This is a genomic window from Streptomyces sparsogenes subsp. cuspidosporus (assembly GCF_039532705.1).
GTDB classification, from domain to species: domain Bacteria; phylum Actinomycetota; class Actinomycetes; order Streptomycetales; family Streptomycetaceae; genus Streptomyces; species Streptomyces sparsogenes.
In genome coordinates this window covers 107,922-123,507 of record NZ_BAAASD010000025.1, presented here as the reverse complement: position 1 = coordinate 123,507, position 15,586 = coordinate 107,922, and the positions used below count along the sequence as shown (strand labels likewise).

The window sequence follows — 15,586 nt, the reverse complement described above, 5'->3', positions numbered from 1 at the left end:
GCTGCCCGCCTCCTGGGGCGCCGGGCCGGGCAAGCGCGAGCAGTGGGAACTGCTGATCCGGGCCCGGGCGCTGGACGCCACCGTATGGCTGGCCGCCGTCGGCCAGGCCGACCCGGCCGCGACCGGCCCCGCCCCCGCGACCTCCGCCCCCACCGGCATCGGCCACAGCGCCCTGGTCGGGCCCGACGGCACCGTACGGGAACGGCTGGAGGCGGGCCCGGGCCTGCTGGTGGGGGACGTGGACCCGGAGGAGGTCACCGCCGTGCGGCGCAGGGTGTCCGTCCTGGCCAACCGCAGGCTGGAGCGCTCCTCCCAGGCCATGTCGTGATCGCGGGCATCGCCGTGTGACCGGTGCCGGCCGGGCGGGCCTCAGGCCGGGCTCGCCCAGGTGCCGCGCTCGGCGGAGCGGGCCATGGCGTCCAGCGCGGCCGCGCTGCGGACGGCGTCCTCCAGCGTGGCGCCGTACGCCGTGCCCTCCTCGATGGAGCGCAGGAAGTGGTACGCCTCGATGACCTTCAGGTCGTCGTAGCCCATGCTGTTGGCCGAACCGGGCTGGAAGGCGGCGTACTCCCCGTGCCCGGGGCCCACGAACACGGTGGTGACGGACTGGTCCTGGTAGGCGGTGCCACGGCTGACGCCGAGCTCGCCCATGCGGCGGAAGTCCCAGAAGACCGCGCCCTTGGTGCCATGGATCTCGAAGCCGTAGCTGTTCTGCTCGCCGACCGAGACCCGGCACGCCTCCAGCACGCCCCGCGCGCCGGAGGAGAAGCGCAGCAGGCAGGAGACGTAGTCCTCGTTCTCCACCGGGCCCAGCTCGCCGCCCGCCGCGTGGGCGTGGCCGGCGGTAGCCCCGGTGGGACGGGCGCGCTCGGGCACGAAGCGGGCGGTGTCGGCGGCCAGCGACTCGATCTCGCCGAGCAGGAAGCGGGCCAGGTCCACCCCGTGGGAGGCGAGGTCGCCCAGCACCCCGCTGCCGCCGCGCTCGCGCTCGTACCGCCAGGTGAGGGCGGCCTCGGGATGGGCGGCGTAGTCGCTGAACAGCCGGACGCGGACATGGGTGACGGCGCCGATCTCCCCGGTGGCGATCAGCTCCCGGGCGGCGGCGACGGCGGGCGCGTTGCGGTAGTTGAAGCCCACGGTGCCCTGGACGCCGGCCCCGGCCGCCGCTTCGGCGACGGCGCGGGCGTCCTGGGCGGTCAGGCCGACCGGCTTCTCGATCCAGATGTGTTTGCCCGCCTCGGCCATGGCGGTGCCGATCTCGCGGTGCAGATGGTTGGGGGCGGCGATGCTCACCGCCCGGACCCGGGGATCGGCGGTGATCTCGCGCCAGTCCCGGGCCGCGGTGGCGAAGCCGTACCGCGCGGCGGCCTCCTCGGCCCGGCCGGGCACCTCGTCGGCGACGGCCACGAGTCGGGGCCGCAGGGACAGGCCGGGGAAGTGGTGCGGCAGGCGGAGGTACGCCTGGGTGTGCACCCGTCCCATCCAGCCGAATCCCACGACGGCGACGCCCAGCGCACTCACCATGGCTGCCCTTCCTCGAACCGGCCCGTGACCCGTGTCATGGGACCACCGGCTGTCATGACACCACCGGCGGGGGTCATGACACCACCGGCGATCCGCGGTGGCGCGCCGTGATGCCGAGCGCGTTGGCCGCGACGACGGCTCCCATGCCGGCCCACTCGGTCCACCCCAGGCGCTGCCCGAGGACGATCCACCCGACGACCGCGGCGAGAACGGGGTTGACGCTCATGAAGAGCCCGAAGGCCGGGGCCGGCACGCGGCGCAGGGTGAACAGGTCCGCGAGGTAGGGCACGGCCGAGGAGAGGACACCGGCGGCGACGGCGCAGCCGACGGCCGGCGCGGTCGGCGGTTGCCGGACGACGAGGACGACGCCGACGGGCAGGAACATCAGGGCGGAGAGTCCGGCCGCGGCGGCCGATCCCTGGGCGCCGGGGACGCGTCGGCCGACGGTGCGGTTGAGCAGGATGTAGGACGCCCAGCAGAGGGCGGCCAGCAGGCCCAGGCCCATCCCGAGGTAGTCGGTGGAGGGTTGAGGGCGCATCAGGACGACGACGCCCGCGGCGGCGATCAGCGCGTAGCACGCGTCGGCGCGGCGGCGCGAGGCGGCCAGGGCGATGGTCAGCGGGCCGAGGAACTCCAAGGTCACCGCCAGCCCGAGGCCGATGCGGTCGATGGCGCAGTACAGGGAGAGGTTCATCGTCCCGAACACGAGGGCCAGCAGCAGCACGGGCCACCACTGCCGCCGGGTGAAGGTCCACGGCCGGGGCCGGCCGATGGCCAGCAGAACGGCGGCGGCGACGTACTGGCGTACCGCGACGACGCCGAGGGGCCCGAGCACGGGGAAGGCGAAGGAGCCGGTCGCGGCGCCGATCTGGTTGCTGAGGCCGCTGCCGACCATGGTGGCCACGCCGGCGAGCCGTCCCCCGCCGGGCTCGGGGGTGGCGGGCGCCGGGGCGGTCTGGGGCGCGGGGGCTGCCGCGCGCGCGGATGCTGCTCGCATGGCCCGATCATGGGACGGCCCGCCGCTTGCGCAAAATGCATCGACAGCGCGCTCTATACGCTGAAGTCATGGATGCTGGGGTCATGGATGCTGGGGTCATGGATGGCGCTTCGGCCGGGAACGTGGAGCTGCGGCAGTTGCGCTGCCTCGTCGCCATCGTCGACGAGGGCGGTTTCACCGATGCCGCCCTCGCGCTCGGGGTCTCCCAGGCGGCGGTGTCCCGTACGCTCGCCTCGCTCGAGCGCGCGCTGGGGGTGCGGCTGCTGCTGCGGACCTCGCGCCATGTGACGCCGACGGGGACGGGCTTGCGTGTCGTGGCGCACGCCCGGCGGGTGCTGGGCGAGGTGGACGCGCTGGTCCAGGAGGCCACCTCGGGCCACACGCGGCTGCGGATCGGCTACGCCTGGTCGGCGCTGGGCCGCCACACGCTGGCCTTCCAGCGCCGCTGGGCGCAGACCCGGCCGGGGACGGAACTGCACCTGGTCCGTGTCAACTCGGCCACCGCGGGGCTGGCGGAGGGCATGTGCGACCTCTCGGTGGTCCGCAGGCCGCTCGACGACCGCCGCTTCGACTCCGCCATCGTGGGGCTTGAGCGGCGGCTGTGCGCCCTGGCCGCCGACGACCCGCTGGCCTCCCGCCGCTCGGTCCGGCTCGCCGACATCGGCGGGCGCACCCTGCTGGTCGACCGGCGGACCGGCACCACCACCACGGAGCTGTGGCCGTCCGGTGCCCGCCCGGCGACGGAGGAGACCCACGACGTGGACGACTGGCTCACCGTGATCGCGACGGGCCGCTGTGTGGGGATCACGGCGGAGGCCACCGCCAACCAGTACCCGCGGCCGGGTGTCGTCTACCGGCCGGTGCGCGACGCCGAGCCGATCGCGGTGCGGCTCGCGTGGTGGCGGGACGACCCGCATCCCGCGGCCCCGGCCGCGATCGAGCTGCTCACCGGGCTGTACCGCACCGGATGACGGTCCTGAGGGCAGCGGTGGCGCTCACAGGTGGCGGAGCAGCGCGTGCAGCACGGGGTTGTCGTTGTTCTCGCGCCAGACGAGGTTGAGTTCCACCGGGTCAGGGGTCTCCAGCTCGACCGGTTTGAACACCACGTCGGCGTAGCGCAGCCGCGCGGCGGCCTCGGGGACCAGGGACACTCCCAGGCCGCAGTTGACCAGGGCCAGAATGCTGTGGACCTGGCTCAGGTACTGGGAGAAGACCGGGGCCACGTGGGCCGCGCTGAAGATGCTGATGAGCAGCTCGTGGAAGTAGCGGGCGTCGGTGGGCGAGTACATCAGGAACGGCTCTCCGTCGAAGTCGGCGACCTCGAGCGCGCCCTCCCGCTCCGCGAGGGGGTGTTCCTTCGGCAGCGCCGCCAGCAGCCGTTCCCGCACGGCGGGCCGGGACCGCAGGTCCGGGCCGGTGACGGAGGGCCGTCCGAGCCCGAGGTCCAGGCGGTTCTCGGCGAGGGCCTCCAACTGGTCGCGGGTGACCATTTCCTGCAGCACGATCTCCGCGCCGGGCATGGCCGCGCGGGCGGTCTCCAGAAGGGTGCCGAGCGTGGAGTAGGCGCTGGCGGCGGTGAAGCCGATGGCGATGCTCCCCGCTTCCCCGGTGGAGACCTGGCGGACGGCGAGCGCCGCGTGTTCGGTCTGCCGCAGGATGCGGCGGGCCTCGGTGAGGAAGGCGCGCCCCGCGGGGGTGAGCCGCACCGACCGGTTGGTGCGGTCCAGGAGCTGCACCCGCAGCTCGCCCTCCAGCAGCTGGATCTGGCGGCTGAGCGGTGGTTGTGTCATCTTGAGCCGCTCGGCGGCCCGGGTGAAGTGCAGTTCCTCGGCGACCGCCACAAAGCCGGCCAGTTGGGCGAGAGTGAACAATGATGCTCTCCCTGTATCAGCGCATACAAAATTTAAGTTAGACGTAGATCAATCGACGACTTAGCTTCAAGGGGCGGCTGAGCGGGAAACGCTCGCCGACACCGCGGCCGGGCCTGTTCAGGGGCCGGCCGACCCGCCCGCACCGACAGGGAACGCTAAGTGATGAGCACACCGGACACACCGGCCACACCGGCCCACGCCGCGCAGCAGGCAGGGGAGGCGACCCTCGACAGGATCTCCTGGATCAAGCTGTCCTCGGTCACCCTTCCGCTGGCCACCCCCATCAGCGACGCCAAGGTGTTCACCGGCCGGCAGAAGCCGATGACCGAGGTGGCTTTCCTCTTCGTCGAGCTCGCCACCGAGGAGGGCCATCAGGGCATCGGTTTCAGCTACTCCAAGCGGGCCGGTGGCCCCGGCCAGTTCGCACACGCCAAGGAGATCGCCCCCACCCTGCTCGGCGAGGACCCCAGCGACATCGCCAAGCTCTGGACGAAGCTGGTGTGGGCGGGCGCCTCGGTGGGACGCAGCGGGCTGTCCACCCAGGCCGTCGCGGCGTTCGACATCGCCCTGTGGGACCTGAAGGCCAAGCGGGCCGGTCTGCCCCTGGCCAAGCTGCTGGGCGCCCACCGCGACTCCGTGCGCTGCTACAACACCTCCGGTGGTTTCCTCCACACGCCCACCGAGCAGTTGCTGGAGAACGCCTCGGCATCCCTGGCCCAGGGCATCGGCGGCATCAAGATCAAGGTCGGCCACCCGGACGGCAAGGTGGACCTGCGCCGGGTGACGGCCGTGCGGGAGCACCTGGGCGACGAGGTGCCGCTGATGGTGGACGCCAACCAGCAGTGGGACCGGCCCACCGCCCAGCGCATGGGGCGGGCCCTTGAGGAGTTCGGCCTGGGCTGGATCGAGGAGCCCCTGGACGCCTATGACGCCCGCGGCCACGCCGCCCTCGCGGCCTCGCTGGACACCCCGGTGGCCACCGGCGAGATGCTGGCCAGCGTGGCGGAGCACTGGGAACTGATCCGCCACGAGGCCGCGGACATCGTCCAGCCCGACGCGCCGCGCATCGGGGGCATCACCCAGTTCCTGAAGCTGGCCACTCTCGCCGAGCACCAGAACCTCCAGCTCGCGCCGCATTTCGCGATGGAGATCCACCTTCACCTCGCCGCGGCCTACCCGTACGAGCCGTGGGTGGAGCACTTCGACTGGCTGGAGCCGCTCTTCAACGAGCGGCTGCACATCAGCGACGGCCGTATGCACGTGTCCTCCCGGCCGGGTCTCGGCATCACCCTCAGCGAGCAGGCCCGGGCCTGGACTCAGGCGGAGCACGAACTCGGCAACCGCCCCTGAACCTACCGCTCGGCGCGAGCGGGGTCGCACACCCATTGACCTACTGGGTGGGCCACCCTAACCTCCATTCCCATATCTAGATCTAGTACATGTATGTGGAGACTAGTTCATGACTCTGAACACGGCGGCCCAGGAAGTCGCGCGGCGACTGCGTGACGGCATGGCGCACGGCGTGCTGTCCTTCCCCCTCACCAGCTTTCGTGAGGACGGCAGCCTCGACCTCGACGCCTACCGCGAGTACCTGGCCGCTCAGCTGGCCACCGAGCCCGGCGCGGTGTTCCCCGCGTGCGGCACCGGGGAGTTCACCGCCCTGGACGAGGAGGAGTACGGCCAGGTGATCGCCACCGCGGTGGACGTGGCCGGCGGCCGCATGCCGGTGGTGGCGGGCATCGGCTACGGCTACGCGCAGGCGCTGCGCTTCGCCCGGATCGCGGAGGAGGCCGGGGCGGACGCCGCCCTGGTGCTCCCCCACTACCTGGTCAAGGCGCCCCAGGACGGTCTGGTGGAGCAGGTGCGCCGGATCGCCGCCGGGACCCGGCTGCCGCTGATCGCCTACCAGCGGGACCAGGTGGCGTTCACCATCGACGGCCTGCGCCGGATCGCCGAGATCCCCACCGTCATCGGCGTGAAGGACGGCCACTGCGACCTGGACCGGCTCCAGCGGCTGACCCTCGCCGCCCCCGACCACCTGCTGTTCTTCAACGGGGCCGCCACCGCCGAGGTGCAGGCCCGCGCGTACGCCGCCGTCGGCGTGCCCGCGTACTCCTCCGCCGTCCACGCCTTCGCGCCCGAGATCGCGGGCGCGTTCTTCACCGCCCTGCGGGACGGCGACGACGAGCGCGTGGACACGCTGCTGCGGGACTTCTACGTCCCGCTGGTGGAACTGCGCGACCGGGTGCCGGGCTATGCCGTGTCGCTGGTGAAGGCCGCCGCCCGGCTGCGCGGCAAGCCGGTCGGCCCGGTGCGCGCCCCGCTCACCGACCCGGCCCCGGCCGACCTCGCCGACCTGGAGAAGCTCCTGGAGACCGGCCTGGCCCTGGCCGCCGGCCGCTGACCTCCCGACTCACCGATTCACATACGGGACCGGGCGGCCTCCCGCACCGCCCGGCCCGGCCACCGCTGCCTCACAGCGACAAGGACCCGGACACCGGGCCATCCCCCCACTCCCACCGTCCCGCTCCGTGCCCGTGATGCCACGGACCGGGAGCCACTCCCTGAGCGCAGTTCAAAGGGGAACTGACCCATGCCTCTTGTCGTAGTCGGAATCAGCGTCCTGGCACTGCTGTTCCTGATGACCAAGGTGAAGCTGAACGGCTTCATCTCCCTCCTCCTCGTGGCCGTCGCCGTGGCGCTCGTCCGGGGCGTCCCGATGGAGAAGATCCCGGATGTCCTCGGCGAGGGCGTCGGGGGGCAGATCGGCGACACACTGATCGTCGTCGGGCTCGGCGCCATGCTCGGCCGTGTCATGGGCGACTCCGGCGCCGCCCAGCGCATATCCGGCAAACTCGTCGACACCTTCGGGCTGCGCCGGGTCCAGGTGGCCATGGTGGTCACGGCCATGCTCCTGGGCGTGACCATGTTCTACGAGGTCGCCTTCGTCATCATCGTGCCCGTCGCGTTCACCATCGTCCGGGTGACGGGCAAGAACCTGCTGTGGGTCGGGCTCCCGATGTCGATCGCCCTGTCCACCATGCACAGCTTCCTGCCGCCTCACCCCGGCCCCACCGCCGTCGCCGCCACCTTCCACGCCTCCGTCGGGCTGACCCTCTTCTACGGCCTGTTCTTCGCCATCCCCTTCGGAGCGCTCATCGCCCTGGTGTGGCCGCGCCTGCCGTTCGTCAGGAAGATGAACCCCACCATGCCCAAGGGCCTGGTCTCGGAGCGCACCTTCACCGAGGAGGAGATGCCCAGCATGGGCTGGTCCCTCTCGGTGGCGCTGGTCCCGGTGGTGCTGATCGCTTCCGCCGCCGTGTACGACATGGCGGTGTCCGAGTCCAACCCGGCCCGGCCCTTCATCACCTTCATCGGCTCGGCCCCGGTCGCCCTATTGCTGACGCTGCTCCTGGCCGTCTGGGCCTTCGGCCCGCGCATCGGCCGGTCGCTCTCCGAGGTCAGCGCGTCCTGCAACTCGGCGGCCCAGGCGATGGCCATGATCCTCCTGGTGATCGGCGCGGGCGGTGCCTTCAAGGGCGTCCTCGTCGAGGGCGGCATCTCCGACTACATCAAGGACGTCACCGAGGGCTGGAACATCTCGCCGATCATCCTGGCGTGGCTGATCGCCGTCATCCTCCGGATCGCCCTCGGATCGGCGACGGTGGCCGTCGTCACGGCGGCCGGTGTGGTGCAGCCGCTGGTCGCGGGCAGCGGGGTCCACCCCGAGATGATGGTGCTGGCCGTCTCCTGCGGGTCCATCGCCTTCAGCCATGTCAACGACCCCGGGTTCTGGATGTTCAAGGAGTACTTCAACCTCTCCGTCATCGACGCCATCAAGGCGCGCACCACCTACACCACCACCCTCGCGGTCCTCGGACTCGGTGGCGTCCTCGCCGTCGAGGCCTGTCTCGACGCCTTCGGCGTCTAGCCGCCTCCCCCGCCACACACGCTCGCTCCGGCACCGACTTTCTCTCGGCACCGGAGCGAGCGCGCGTCCGCCACCGGGCGCGTCCCGCGCACCGGCGTCACATGCTCGGCGTCACACGCTCAGCGGCTCGGTGTCGCGTCCTCCGTCAGCGCGGACACCTCGTCGTCCGAGAGCCGCAGCGCCCCCGCGGCCACGTTCTCCTCGAGGTGGTCCGGATCGCCCGTGCCGGGGATGGCCAGCACATGCGGTCCCTGCCGCAGCGTCCACGCCAGCCGGACCTGCGCGGGGGTCGCGTCGTGGGCGCGCGCGACGGCGAGCACCACAGCGCTGTCGGCCGCGCTCGGGCCGGCCTCGCGCCCGGCGCCGGCGATCGCGAAGAACGGCACATAGGCGATGCCCTGCTCGCCGCAGGACCGCAGGAGTTCCTGCTCATGGGCCGGCGCCCCGATCCCGTAGGCGTTCTGCACACAGACCACCGGCGCGATGGCCCGGCCCTCGGCCAGCTGCTCCGGCGTGACGTTGGACAGGCCCAGGTGGCGTATGAGCCCGGCGTCGCGGAGTTCGGCCAGCACGCCGAAGTGTTCGGCGATCGAGCCGGACCCGCGGCTCGGCGGCACCCGCAGATTCACCACGTCCAGGTGGTCGCGGCCCAGTTGCCGGAGGTTCTCCTCGACCTGACCGCGCAACTGCTCCGGGGTGGCCCACCACCAGTCGCCCGAGGGGTCCCTGGCCGGCCAGACCTTCGTGGCGATGACGAGGTCGTCGGGGTAGGGGGCCAGCGCGCTGTTGATCAGTTCGTTGGCGGACCGCAGGGACGAGAAGTAGAACGAGGCGGTGTCGATGTGGTTGACGCCGAGTTCGATCGCGCGCCGCAGCACGCCCATCGAACGGTCGCGGTCACGGGCGGCGCCGAGGTCGAAGGCGGCGCTGCCGGTCAGTCGCATCGCCCCGAATCCCAGGCGGTTGACGGTCAGGTCGCCGAGGGTCCAGGTGCCCGCGGCGGCGGCGGTGTGGGTCTCTTGGGCCATGGTGGGCCTTGTCTTCTCACGCATGAAAAAAGCCTCCCCGGCGCGGACGGGTCCGCGGCGAGGAGGCTGACGGCTGCCCCGTACTCTACCGCACCGGCGGCGGGCGCGGCGGGCGCCCCGGCCGGGGCGGGCGAGCGGACACCCGCGGACCACCCGCGGACACCGCCGTGGGCGCGGCTACCGGCTCGCGGTGAGCCCCGCGAGCCGGGCCAGCCTGCGGTGGGATTCGAGCAGGGCGTCGCGGTCGTAGGTGCTGGTCGTGACCAGGATCTCCTGGGCGCCCGTCTCCTTGACGGCCGTCTCCAGCGCGTCGGCCACCTGCTCCTCGGTGCCGTGGATGTGGCCGCGCAGCGCGGACTCGTAGAGGTCCCGCTCCTTCGCCGTCATCGCCCGGTGCTCGATCTCCTCCGCCGGGACGAGCGGTGGGAAGGTGCCGCGGGTGCCCGAGTACGCGACGGCCCACGCCTCGGGGACCAGTAGTCGCCGCGCCAGTTCGGGGGTCTCGGCGACGGCGACCGTGCCGGCGACGACCACGTACGGCTCCTCGGCCCACGCGGAGGCGCGGAAACCGGCGCGGTAGCGGTCGATCGCGCGCAGCAGCCGCTCGCGACCCCTGAGGTCGCCGACCACCAGCGGGAGCCCGGCCTCGGCGGCGATCGCGGCGCCCTCGCCGGTGGCCAGGACGTACGGCGGCACGCGCAGCCCCTCGGCGGGGCGGGCGTGGGCCCCGGTCGGCGAGGTGCCCTCGAACCAGCCGAGGAGTTCGGCCAGCTGCCCCGCGAAGTCGCCGGCGTCCTCCTTGTCCCGGCCCAGGGCCTTGCGCACCCCGTTGGTGAAGCCGACCGAGCGGCCCAGACCCATGTCGATCCGCCCGGGGAAGAGGGACTCGAGCACCCCGAACTGCTCGGCGACGACCAGCGGTTGGTGGTTGGGCAGCATCACCCCGCCGGTGCCGACCCGGATCACGCGCGTGGCGGCGGCGATCGCGGCGGCCAGCACGGTGGGCGCGGAGCCCGCCACTCCCGGCACCCCGTGGTGCTCGGCGACCCAGATCCGGTGGTAGCCGAGCCGCTCCACCTCCTGGGCCAGGCGCACGGTGTCGCGCAGCGCGCGCGGACCACCATGTCCCTCCCGGATCCGCGAGCGGTCGAGGACCGAGAACCGAGTCGACGCGATCACTGAACTCACACAGGGTTCAACGCCTGGCGCACCCCGGCATTCCCGTGCCGCCGGGCCCCCGCCGGGGCGAGGCAGCGCCGTCGGGCCGGGGGCGGGACGCTTTGACGGCCTCGCCCAGCGCGCAGGAGAAACCTGGCGATGTCGGCGAGGTCCGCCCCCCGGATGTCGCAGGTGGCCGCGTCCCCGTAGCGTCTGGCCTGGTGGTCGGTGCGGAACCAGACCGTCTGGACCACATGCAGCCAGCTCTCCCGCGCCTCGGGGGGGCAGGCCCTTCCACCTCCCGGGCTCGGCCGGGCCTTACGTCCGGCCGGGAGTTCCGCCCGGGGCAGTCGGTGTGACCGGCAGGACCGGGGTGACCGGGGTGAGGACGCCCAGCCGCTCCTCGACGGCGGCGGCGGCGTCCAGGCACAGGTCCTCGCGGTAGGCGCGGCCGATGAGCTGCACACCGGTGGGCAGGCCGTCGGCCAGACCGGTGGGGACGGCCACCGCCGGCACCCCGACCAGGCTGGTGGCCGAGCACAGGCGCATGGCCGAGCGCACGCGCACGTTCCCCGCCTCGTCACGGGACTCCACGCCCGGCTCGACCGGCGGCTCGGTGAACACCGGGCCGAGCACGAGCGGATACCGGTCGAGGAACTCCGCCCAGGAGCGCCGCAGATTCAGCAGGACGCCGGTCAGCTGTATGTAACCGGGCAGGTCCACCGTCCGCGTCTTGGGCAGGCGCATCTCGATGAACCGCCGCCCCTCGGTGCCGAGCAGCGTCCTGACGGCCGGCCAGGTGAGGGAGAACTCGGTCATCAGCAGGCTGTCGTAGACCTCCAGCGCCTCGCCGAGGCGGGGCACGTCGGCGACCTCCTCCACCGCGTATCCCGCGTCCGCGAGCGCGTCGGCCGCCCGTTCCATCGCGCGCCGCACGGTGGGGTGCACCCCCGATCCCCCCGGGTCGGCGACGACCGCGACCCGGACGGGCCGCGCCACGGGCGCGCCGCGCGGGGGCACCGGCACGGCGCGGGGGTCCGCGGGGTCGGCCCCCGCCAGGGCCTCGAAGGCCGGCCACAGATCGGCGACCGTACGCGCCAACGGACCGTCCACCACGCAGAGCTGAGCGCCCAGCGGCGGGTCCTCCGGGCCGATGCGGTGGTCGGCGGGAAACCTGCCGTAGGTGGGTTTGAGCGCGGCGGTGCCGCAGAAGGCGGCCGGGATGCGCACCGAGCCTCCCGCGTCGTTGCCGAGGCCGAGCCCCGCCATGCCGCACGCCACGGCCGCCCCGTCGCCTCCGCTGCTGCCCCCGGGCGTACGGCCGGGGTCCCACGGGTTGACGGTGTCGCCGAACAGCTGGCTGCGGGAGTGCATGCCGGCCAGGGTGAGGGTGGGCATGTTGCTGTGCCCCACCGGGATCGCGCCGGCCGCCCGCAGGCGGGCCACGGGGGGCGCGTCCGCGGCGGCCACGGCGTCCTTGAAACGCGTCGCGCCGTGGGTGGTGGGCACGCCGCGCACGGCGATGCTCTCCTTGACGGTGAAGCAGACCCCGGCGAGCGGCGGCAGGTCCTCGCCCCGCTCGCGGCGCCGGTCCAGCCCGGCCGCGGCATCGCGGGCCTGGTCGGCGAGCAGTTGGGTGACCGCGTTCACCACGGAGTTGACCTCGGCGATGCGCTCCAGGTGGCTCTCGACCACCTCGGCCGCCGTCACCCGGCCGTCCCGTACGGCCGCGGCCTGCTCCCGGGCCGTCCGCGCCCACCAGGGGGCTTCCTTCCGCTCCGCCCCGGGGTCCGCTGTCATCACGGGTCGCTCCTGTCGCTCGTCCGTCAGTCGTCGGCCGTACCGATGCGCTTGCATCGGATACTCCCCCTAGACTAGCGCGTACCGATGCGAGCGCATCGCAATATTGAGCGGAACCAAGCGGGATCGAGCGGGATCGAGCGGGATCGAGCGGAGGACGGAACGGATGCCACGCCAGGTGGATCATGAGAGCCGGCGCCGCCGGATCGCCGACGCGGTGTGCCGGCTGGCCGACGAGCACGGCCTGGAGGGCGTCACCCTGCGGGATGTCGCCGCGCGGGCGGAGGTCTCCATGGGGGCCGTGCAGCGCTGCTTCCGCACCAAGGAGGAGATGCTGGTCTTCGCGCTGGCCCATGTCGGGGAGGCGGTGTCCGGGCGGATCGGGAAGCGGCTCGCGGAGGACGGGACGAGCGGGGCGGACCCCCGGGCGGAGCTCGAACACGCCGCCGCCGAGATCTCGCTGGTCTCCCCCGAGCGCCGGGCCGAGGCACGCGTCTGGCTCGCCTTCGTCGCCCAGGCCGCCGTCACCCCGTCGCTGGCCGGCCTCCTCAGGGACAACTACCGGGAGCTGCACGGCCTGTTCAGCCGTCTGCTCGACGCGGCCGGCGCCGGCGAGCCGCGGCGGGCGGCCCACGCGCTGCTCGCCCTCGCGGACGGCCTCACCACCCACGTTCTCATCGGCCACCTCACCCCCGAGGCGGCCCGCGAGGTCCTCGACGACCATCTGCGCGGCACCCCTGGGCACGAGGCCGCGACATTCGGCGCTTGCAACTAAATGCGCGTGCAATTATTGTGATCGCTTGTCAAGGGCGCCGGGCCGCCCCGCGCTGTTTCCGCGGCGCCGACGCGGACACCCGGCGGTTTCCCGCACCCCACCCCTCTGGAGGAGCGCCGTGCTGATCGACCTCACCGGCAAGACCGCCCTCGTCACCGGATCCACCCAGGGCATCGGCTTCGCCATCGCCGCCGGCCTGGCCCGGGCGGGCGCCCGGGTGGCCGTCAACGGACGCAGGCAGGAGTCCGTGGCGGCCGCCATCACCAAGCTGGAGGAGGAGACCGACCGCGAGGGCGCCTTCGTCCCCGCCCCCGGCGACATCGCCACCGACGAGGGCGCCCACCAGGTCGGCACCGCCGTCCCGGACGCCGACATCCTCGTGAACAACCTGGGCGTCTTCGGCGCCGTCCCGGCCCTGGAGATCAGCGACGCCGAATGGCGACGCTACTTCGAGGTGAACGTGCTGACCGCCGTACGGATGATCCGCGCCTACCTGCCCGGGATGAAGGACCGCTCCTGGGGCCGGATCCTGAACGTCGCCAGCGACTCCGCCGTCGTCATCCCCGCGGAGATGATCCACTACGGCATGTCGAAGACGGCGCTGCTCGCGGTGACCCGCGGCTTCGCCAAGGAGGCCGCGGGCACGGGAGTGACCGTCAACTCGCTGATCGCCGGGCCGACGCACACCGGCGGCGTCGAGGACTTCGTGTACGAACTGGTGGACCCGGAGCTGCCCTGGGACGAGGCCCAGCGGGAGTTCATGGCCGCGCACCGGCCCCAGTCGCTGCTCCAGAGGCTGATCGAGCCGGAGGAGATCGCCAACATGGCGGTCTACCTCAGCTCCCCCTTCGCCTCGGCCACCACCGGCGGGGCCGTGCGCGTCGACGGCGGCTACGTCGACTCCATCCTTCCGTAGGGTCTGTCGTCAAAGAGGGCGCCCTCACTCCCCCCGGTGCGCGCGGCGCTTCAGCGGGTGGTCGATCGCCTCCACGAGCCAGTCCAGGTCGGACTGACGGCCCCGTACCGGATTGCGCAGCGTGCCGACCCCGTCGATGGTTGTCTCCACCACGTCCCCGGCGCTCAGCGTGAAGTCGAGGGCGGGCACGATGCCGGTGCCGGTGGACAGCACGGCGCCGTCCGGGAAGGGCTGGGAGCGCCACAGGTGGTCCACGAGCCCCCGCGGGGTGCGGTGGAACGCGGCGGTGGAGGTCGCGCCCCGGAACACCGGCTCGCCGTCGCGCCACACCACCATGCGGATCGCCAGCGCGTCGGGAGCCTCGACCTCCCAGGCGGGCACGATGCCCGGGGAGACCGCGACGCTTCCGGCGTAGATCTTGGCCTGGGGCAGGTAGAGCGGGTTCTCGCCCTCGATGGACCGCGAGCTGACGTCGTCGGCGACCAGGTATCCGACGGTCTCGCCGTACCGGTTGACGACCAGCGCCAGCTCGGGTTCGGGGACGTTCAGCTCGGAGTCGTCCCGTACGGCGATCGGCTCGCCGTCGGTCACCACCCGCCACGGGGGCGCCTTGTAGAACAGCTCCGGGCGCTCGGCGTCGTAGATCCGCTCGTAGACCGACCGTTCGGCGCTCTCCTCCACCCTGGCCTCGCGTGAGCGTTCGTAGGTCACCCCCGCGGCCCACAGCTCCATCAGCCCGTCCAGCGGCGGCAGCGGCAGGACGTCCCGCTCGGCGAAGCCGGCCGGGCCCCGGGCGGTGTCCTCGACCAGGGTCCGCAGCTCCTCCGCGGGCAGCCGCAGCAGCTCGGCGACGAGCGGCGCCCCGGGGAAGGTCCGGATCGCGCCGGTGTCGTCGGCGACGCCGGTCCGGACGGTCTCGCGGTCGTCGGCGAAGCGCACGATGCGCGTCATCTCTGGCCCCTCCTGTGGTGACGTTCGGTAACGACTCCCGTCCCGGGGATTCCCGTCGTGACGGTGTGATCAGTCCTACCCACCATCCGCCGCACCGGGGCACCTCGCCTCTGTACCTACTAGTATGTACGATCGGTCGTCGACACACCCGACCACACCCGAGAGGAGAACCGTCCACATGCCATTCGTTCGCATCGACGCGCTGAGGGCCGACCGAGACCGGCTCGACGCGCTCGGCCGCGCCGTGCACGACGCCATGGTCGAGACGATCGGCTTCCCGCCCGACGACCGCTTCCAGGTCCTGGTGGGCCACCAGGGCGCCGTCAGCACCCTGCGCTACGACGACTACCTCGGCGTGCACCGCGACGAAGGTGTCGTCTACATCGCGATCACCATGCGCTCCGGGCGCCCACCGGAGCGGAAGAAGGCGCTGTACCGGCGGATCGCCGAGCTGGCCCAGGAATACGCGGGGACGGAGCCGCGCAACGTGTTCATCGTCCTGACCGAGAACGAGTCGGTCGACTGGTCGTTCGGCCACGGGCTGGCGCAGTACGCCGAGCCATCCGCCCCGGCCGCTCCGGCCGCCCCGATCGAACCGGTCGGCCCGCCCGCGGAGGAGAGCTGACACCACGCCA

At 72.8% G+C, this 15,586-nt stretch carries 15 protein-coding genes; 8 read left to right on the top strand and 7 right to left on the bottom strand.

Translation table 11 applies throughout. The features are described from left to right. Positions 1 to 328: nitrilase-related carbon-nitrogen hydrolase (locus tag ABFY07_RS26290; protein ID WP_346176847.1), on the top strand; the 328-nt coding region annotated here is incomplete at its 5' end. Positions 329 to 369: 41 nt separating this feature from the next. On the opposite strand, the gene ABFY07_RS26285 is transcribed toward ABFY07_RS26290, so the two are convergent. Together ABFY07_RS26285 and ABFY07_RS26280 are read right to left on the bottom strand one after the other, a co-directional pair. Continuing rightward, positions 370 to 1,524, bottom strand: a complete 1,155-nt coding sequence (locus ABFY07_RS26285) for a Gfo/Idh/MocA family protein (RefSeq protein ID WP_346176846.1) — start codon at positions 1,522 to 1,524, stop codon at positions 370 to 372. A 73-nt stretch (positions 1,525 to 1,597) separates the two neighbouring features. Beyond that, the gene (locus ABFY07_RS26280; protein WP_346176845.1) at positions 1,598 to 2,521 is read right to left on the bottom strand and encodes an EamA family transporter; all 924 of its coding nucleotides are present in this window, start codon (positions 2,519 to 2,521) and stop codon (positions 1,598 to 1,600) included. A 98-nt stretch (positions 2,522 to 2,619) separates the two neighbouring features. Between ABFY07_RS26280 and ABFY07_RS26275 the strand changes: the two genes are divergently transcribed. Beyond that, a complete protein-coding gene (locus ABFY07_RS26275; protein WP_346176844.1) occupies positions 2,620 to 3,492 on the top strand; it encodes a LysR family transcriptional regulator in 873 nt (290 codons plus the stop codon). Between the two features lie 24 nt (positions 3,493 to 3,516). On the opposite strand, the gene ABFY07_RS26270 is transcribed toward ABFY07_RS26275, so the two are convergent. Beyond that, positions 3,517 to 4,392, bottom strand: coding sequence for a LysR substrate-binding domain-containing protein (locus ABFY07_RS26270; RefSeq protein WP_346176843.1), 876 nt, complete (start codon positions 4,390 to 4,392; stop codon positions 3,517 to 3,519). A gap of 162 nt (positions 4,393 to 4,554) precedes the next feature. Between ABFY07_RS26270 and ABFY07_RS26265 the strand changes: the two genes are divergently transcribed. The 3 genes from ABFY07_RS26265 (at position 4,555) to ABFY07_RS26255 (ending at position 8,323) form a co-directional block, all read left to right on the top strand. Next, positions 4,555 to 5,742 carry an L-talarate/galactarate dehydratase gene (locus tag ABFY07_RS26265; RefSeq protein ID WP_346176842.1) on the top strand — a complete coding sequence of 396 codons (1,188 nt, stop codon included), beginning with the start codon at positions 4,555 to 4,557 and terminating at the stop codon, positions 5,740 to 5,742. 109 nt (positions 5,743 to 5,851) lie between these two features. After that, positions 5,852 to 6,796, top strand: a complete 945-nt coding sequence (locus tag ABFY07_RS26260) for a 5-dehydro-4-deoxyglucarate dehydratase (RefSeq protein ID WP_346176841.1) — start codon at positions 5,852 to 5,854, stop codon at positions 6,794 to 6,796. 189 nt (positions 6,797 to 6,985) lie between these two features. Then, entirely contained in the window at positions 6,986 to 8,323 is a 1,338-nt protein-coding gene (locus ABFY07_RS26255) for a gluconate:H+ symporter (RefSeq protein WP_346176840.1), read from the top strand. 119 nt (positions 8,324 to 8,442) lie between these two features. Here the strand turns inward: ABFY07_RS26255 and ABFY07_RS26250 are convergent, their stop codons facing one another. From ABFY07_RS26250 to ABFY07_RS26240, 3 genes are all read right to left on the bottom strand, one after another. After that, complete coding sequence (locus ABFY07_RS26250) at positions 8,443 to 9,351, bottom strand: oxidoreductase (protein WP_346176852.1); 909 nt, start codon at positions 9,349 to 9,351, stop codon at positions 8,443 to 8,445. Positions 9,352 to 9,528: 177 nt separating this feature from the next. Then, on the bottom strand, positions 9,529 to 10,539 hold the full coding sequence (locus ABFY07_RS26245; protein ID WP_346176839.1) for an MsnO8 family LLM class oxidoreductase: 1,011 nt from the start codon (positions 10,537 to 10,539) through the stop codon (positions 9,529 to 9,531). A gap of 288 nt (positions 10,540 to 10,827) precedes the next feature. Continuing rightward, positions 10,828 to 12,309, bottom strand: a complete 1,482-nt coding sequence (locus ABFY07_RS26240) for an amidase (RefSeq protein ID WP_346176838.1) — start codon at positions 12,307 to 12,309, stop codon at positions 10,828 to 10,830. Positions 12,310 to 12,475: 166 nt separating this feature from the next. Between ABFY07_RS26240 and ABFY07_RS26235 the strand changes: the two genes are divergently transcribed. Beyond that, entirely contained in the window at positions 12,476 to 13,084 is a 609-nt protein-coding gene (locus ABFY07_RS26235; protein ID WP_346176837.1) for a TetR/AcrR family transcriptional regulator, read from the top strand. A gap of 118 nt (positions 13,085 to 13,202) precedes the next feature. Further along, positions 13,203 to 14,000 (top strand): SDR family NAD(P)-dependent oxidoreductase, encoded by a 798-nt coding sequence (locus ABFY07_RS26230; RefSeq protein ID WP_346176836.1) that lies wholly within the window; start codon positions 13,203 to 13,205, stop codon positions 13,998 to 14,000. A gap of 24 nt (positions 14,001 to 14,024) precedes the next feature. On the opposite strand, the gene ABFY07_RS26225 is transcribed toward ABFY07_RS26230, so the two are convergent. Further along, positions 14,025 to 14,951 (bottom strand): fumarylacetoacetate hydrolase family protein, encoded by a 927-nt coding sequence (locus ABFY07_RS26225; RefSeq protein ID WP_346176835.1) that lies wholly within the window; start codon positions 14,949 to 14,951, stop codon positions 14,025 to 14,027. Positions 14,952 to 15,129: 178 nt separating this feature from the next. Here ABFY07_RS26225 and ABFY07_RS26220 point away from each other — a divergent pair, with 178 nt between their 5' ends. Beyond that, positions 15,130 to 15,576: a tautomerase family protein gene (locus ABFY07_RS26220; RefSeq protein ID WP_346176834.1), complete on the top strand. Its 447-nt coding sequence runs from the start codon at positions 15,130 to 15,132 to the stop codon at positions 15,574 to 15,576. Positions 15,577 to 15,586 lie beyond the last annotated feature (10 nt).

What these genes read in the sequence shown, in the direction of transcription:
- ABFY07_RS26285 (WP_346176846.1), bottom strand. Translation starts at nt 1,524, where the DNA reads ATGGTGAGTGCGCTGGGCGTCGCCGTCGTGGGATTCGGCTGGATGGGA.
- ABFY07_RS26280 (WP_346176845.1), bottom strand. Translation starts at nt 2,521, where the DNA reads ATGCGAGCAGCATCCGCGCGCGCGGCAGCCCCCGCGCCCCAGACCGCC.
- ABFY07_RS26275 (WP_346176844.1), top strand. Translation starts at nt 2,620, where the DNA reads ATGGATGGCGCTTCGGCCGGGAACGTGGAGCTGCGGCAGTTGCGCTGC.
- ABFY07_RS26265 (WP_346176842.1), top strand. Translation starts at nt 4,555, where the DNA reads ATGAGCACACCGGACACACCGGCCACACCGGCCCACGCCGCGCAGCAG.
- ABFY07_RS26260 (WP_346176841.1), top strand. Translation starts at nt 5,852, where the DNA reads ATGACTCTGAACACGGCGGCCCAGGAAGTCGCGCGGCGACTGCGTGAC.
- ABFY07_RS26255 (WP_346176840.1), top strand. Translation starts at nt 6,986, where the DNA reads ATGCCTCTTGTCGTAGTCGGAATCAGCGTCCTGGCACTGCTGTTCCTG.
- ABFY07_RS26250 (WP_346176852.1), bottom strand. Translation starts at nt 9,351, where the DNA reads ATGGCCCAAGAGACCCACACCGCCGCCGCCGCGGGCACCTGGACCCTC.
- ABFY07_RS26240 (WP_346176838.1), bottom strand. Translation starts at nt 12,309, where the DNA reads ATGACAGCGGACCCCGGGGCGGAGCGGAAGGAAGCCCCCTGGTGGGCG.
- ABFY07_RS26235 (WP_346176837.1), top strand. Translation starts at nt 12,476, where the DNA reads ATGCCACGCCAGGTGGATCATGAGAGCCGGCGCCGCCGGATCGCCGAC.
- ABFY07_RS26225 (WP_346176835.1), bottom strand. Translation starts at nt 14,951, where the DNA reads ATGACGCGCATCGTGCGCTTCGCCGACGACCGCGAGACCGTCCGGACC.
- ABFY07_RS26220 (WP_346176834.1), top strand. Translation starts at nt 15,130, where the DNA reads ATGCCATTCGTTCGCATCGACGCGCTGAGGGCCGACCGAGACCGGCTC.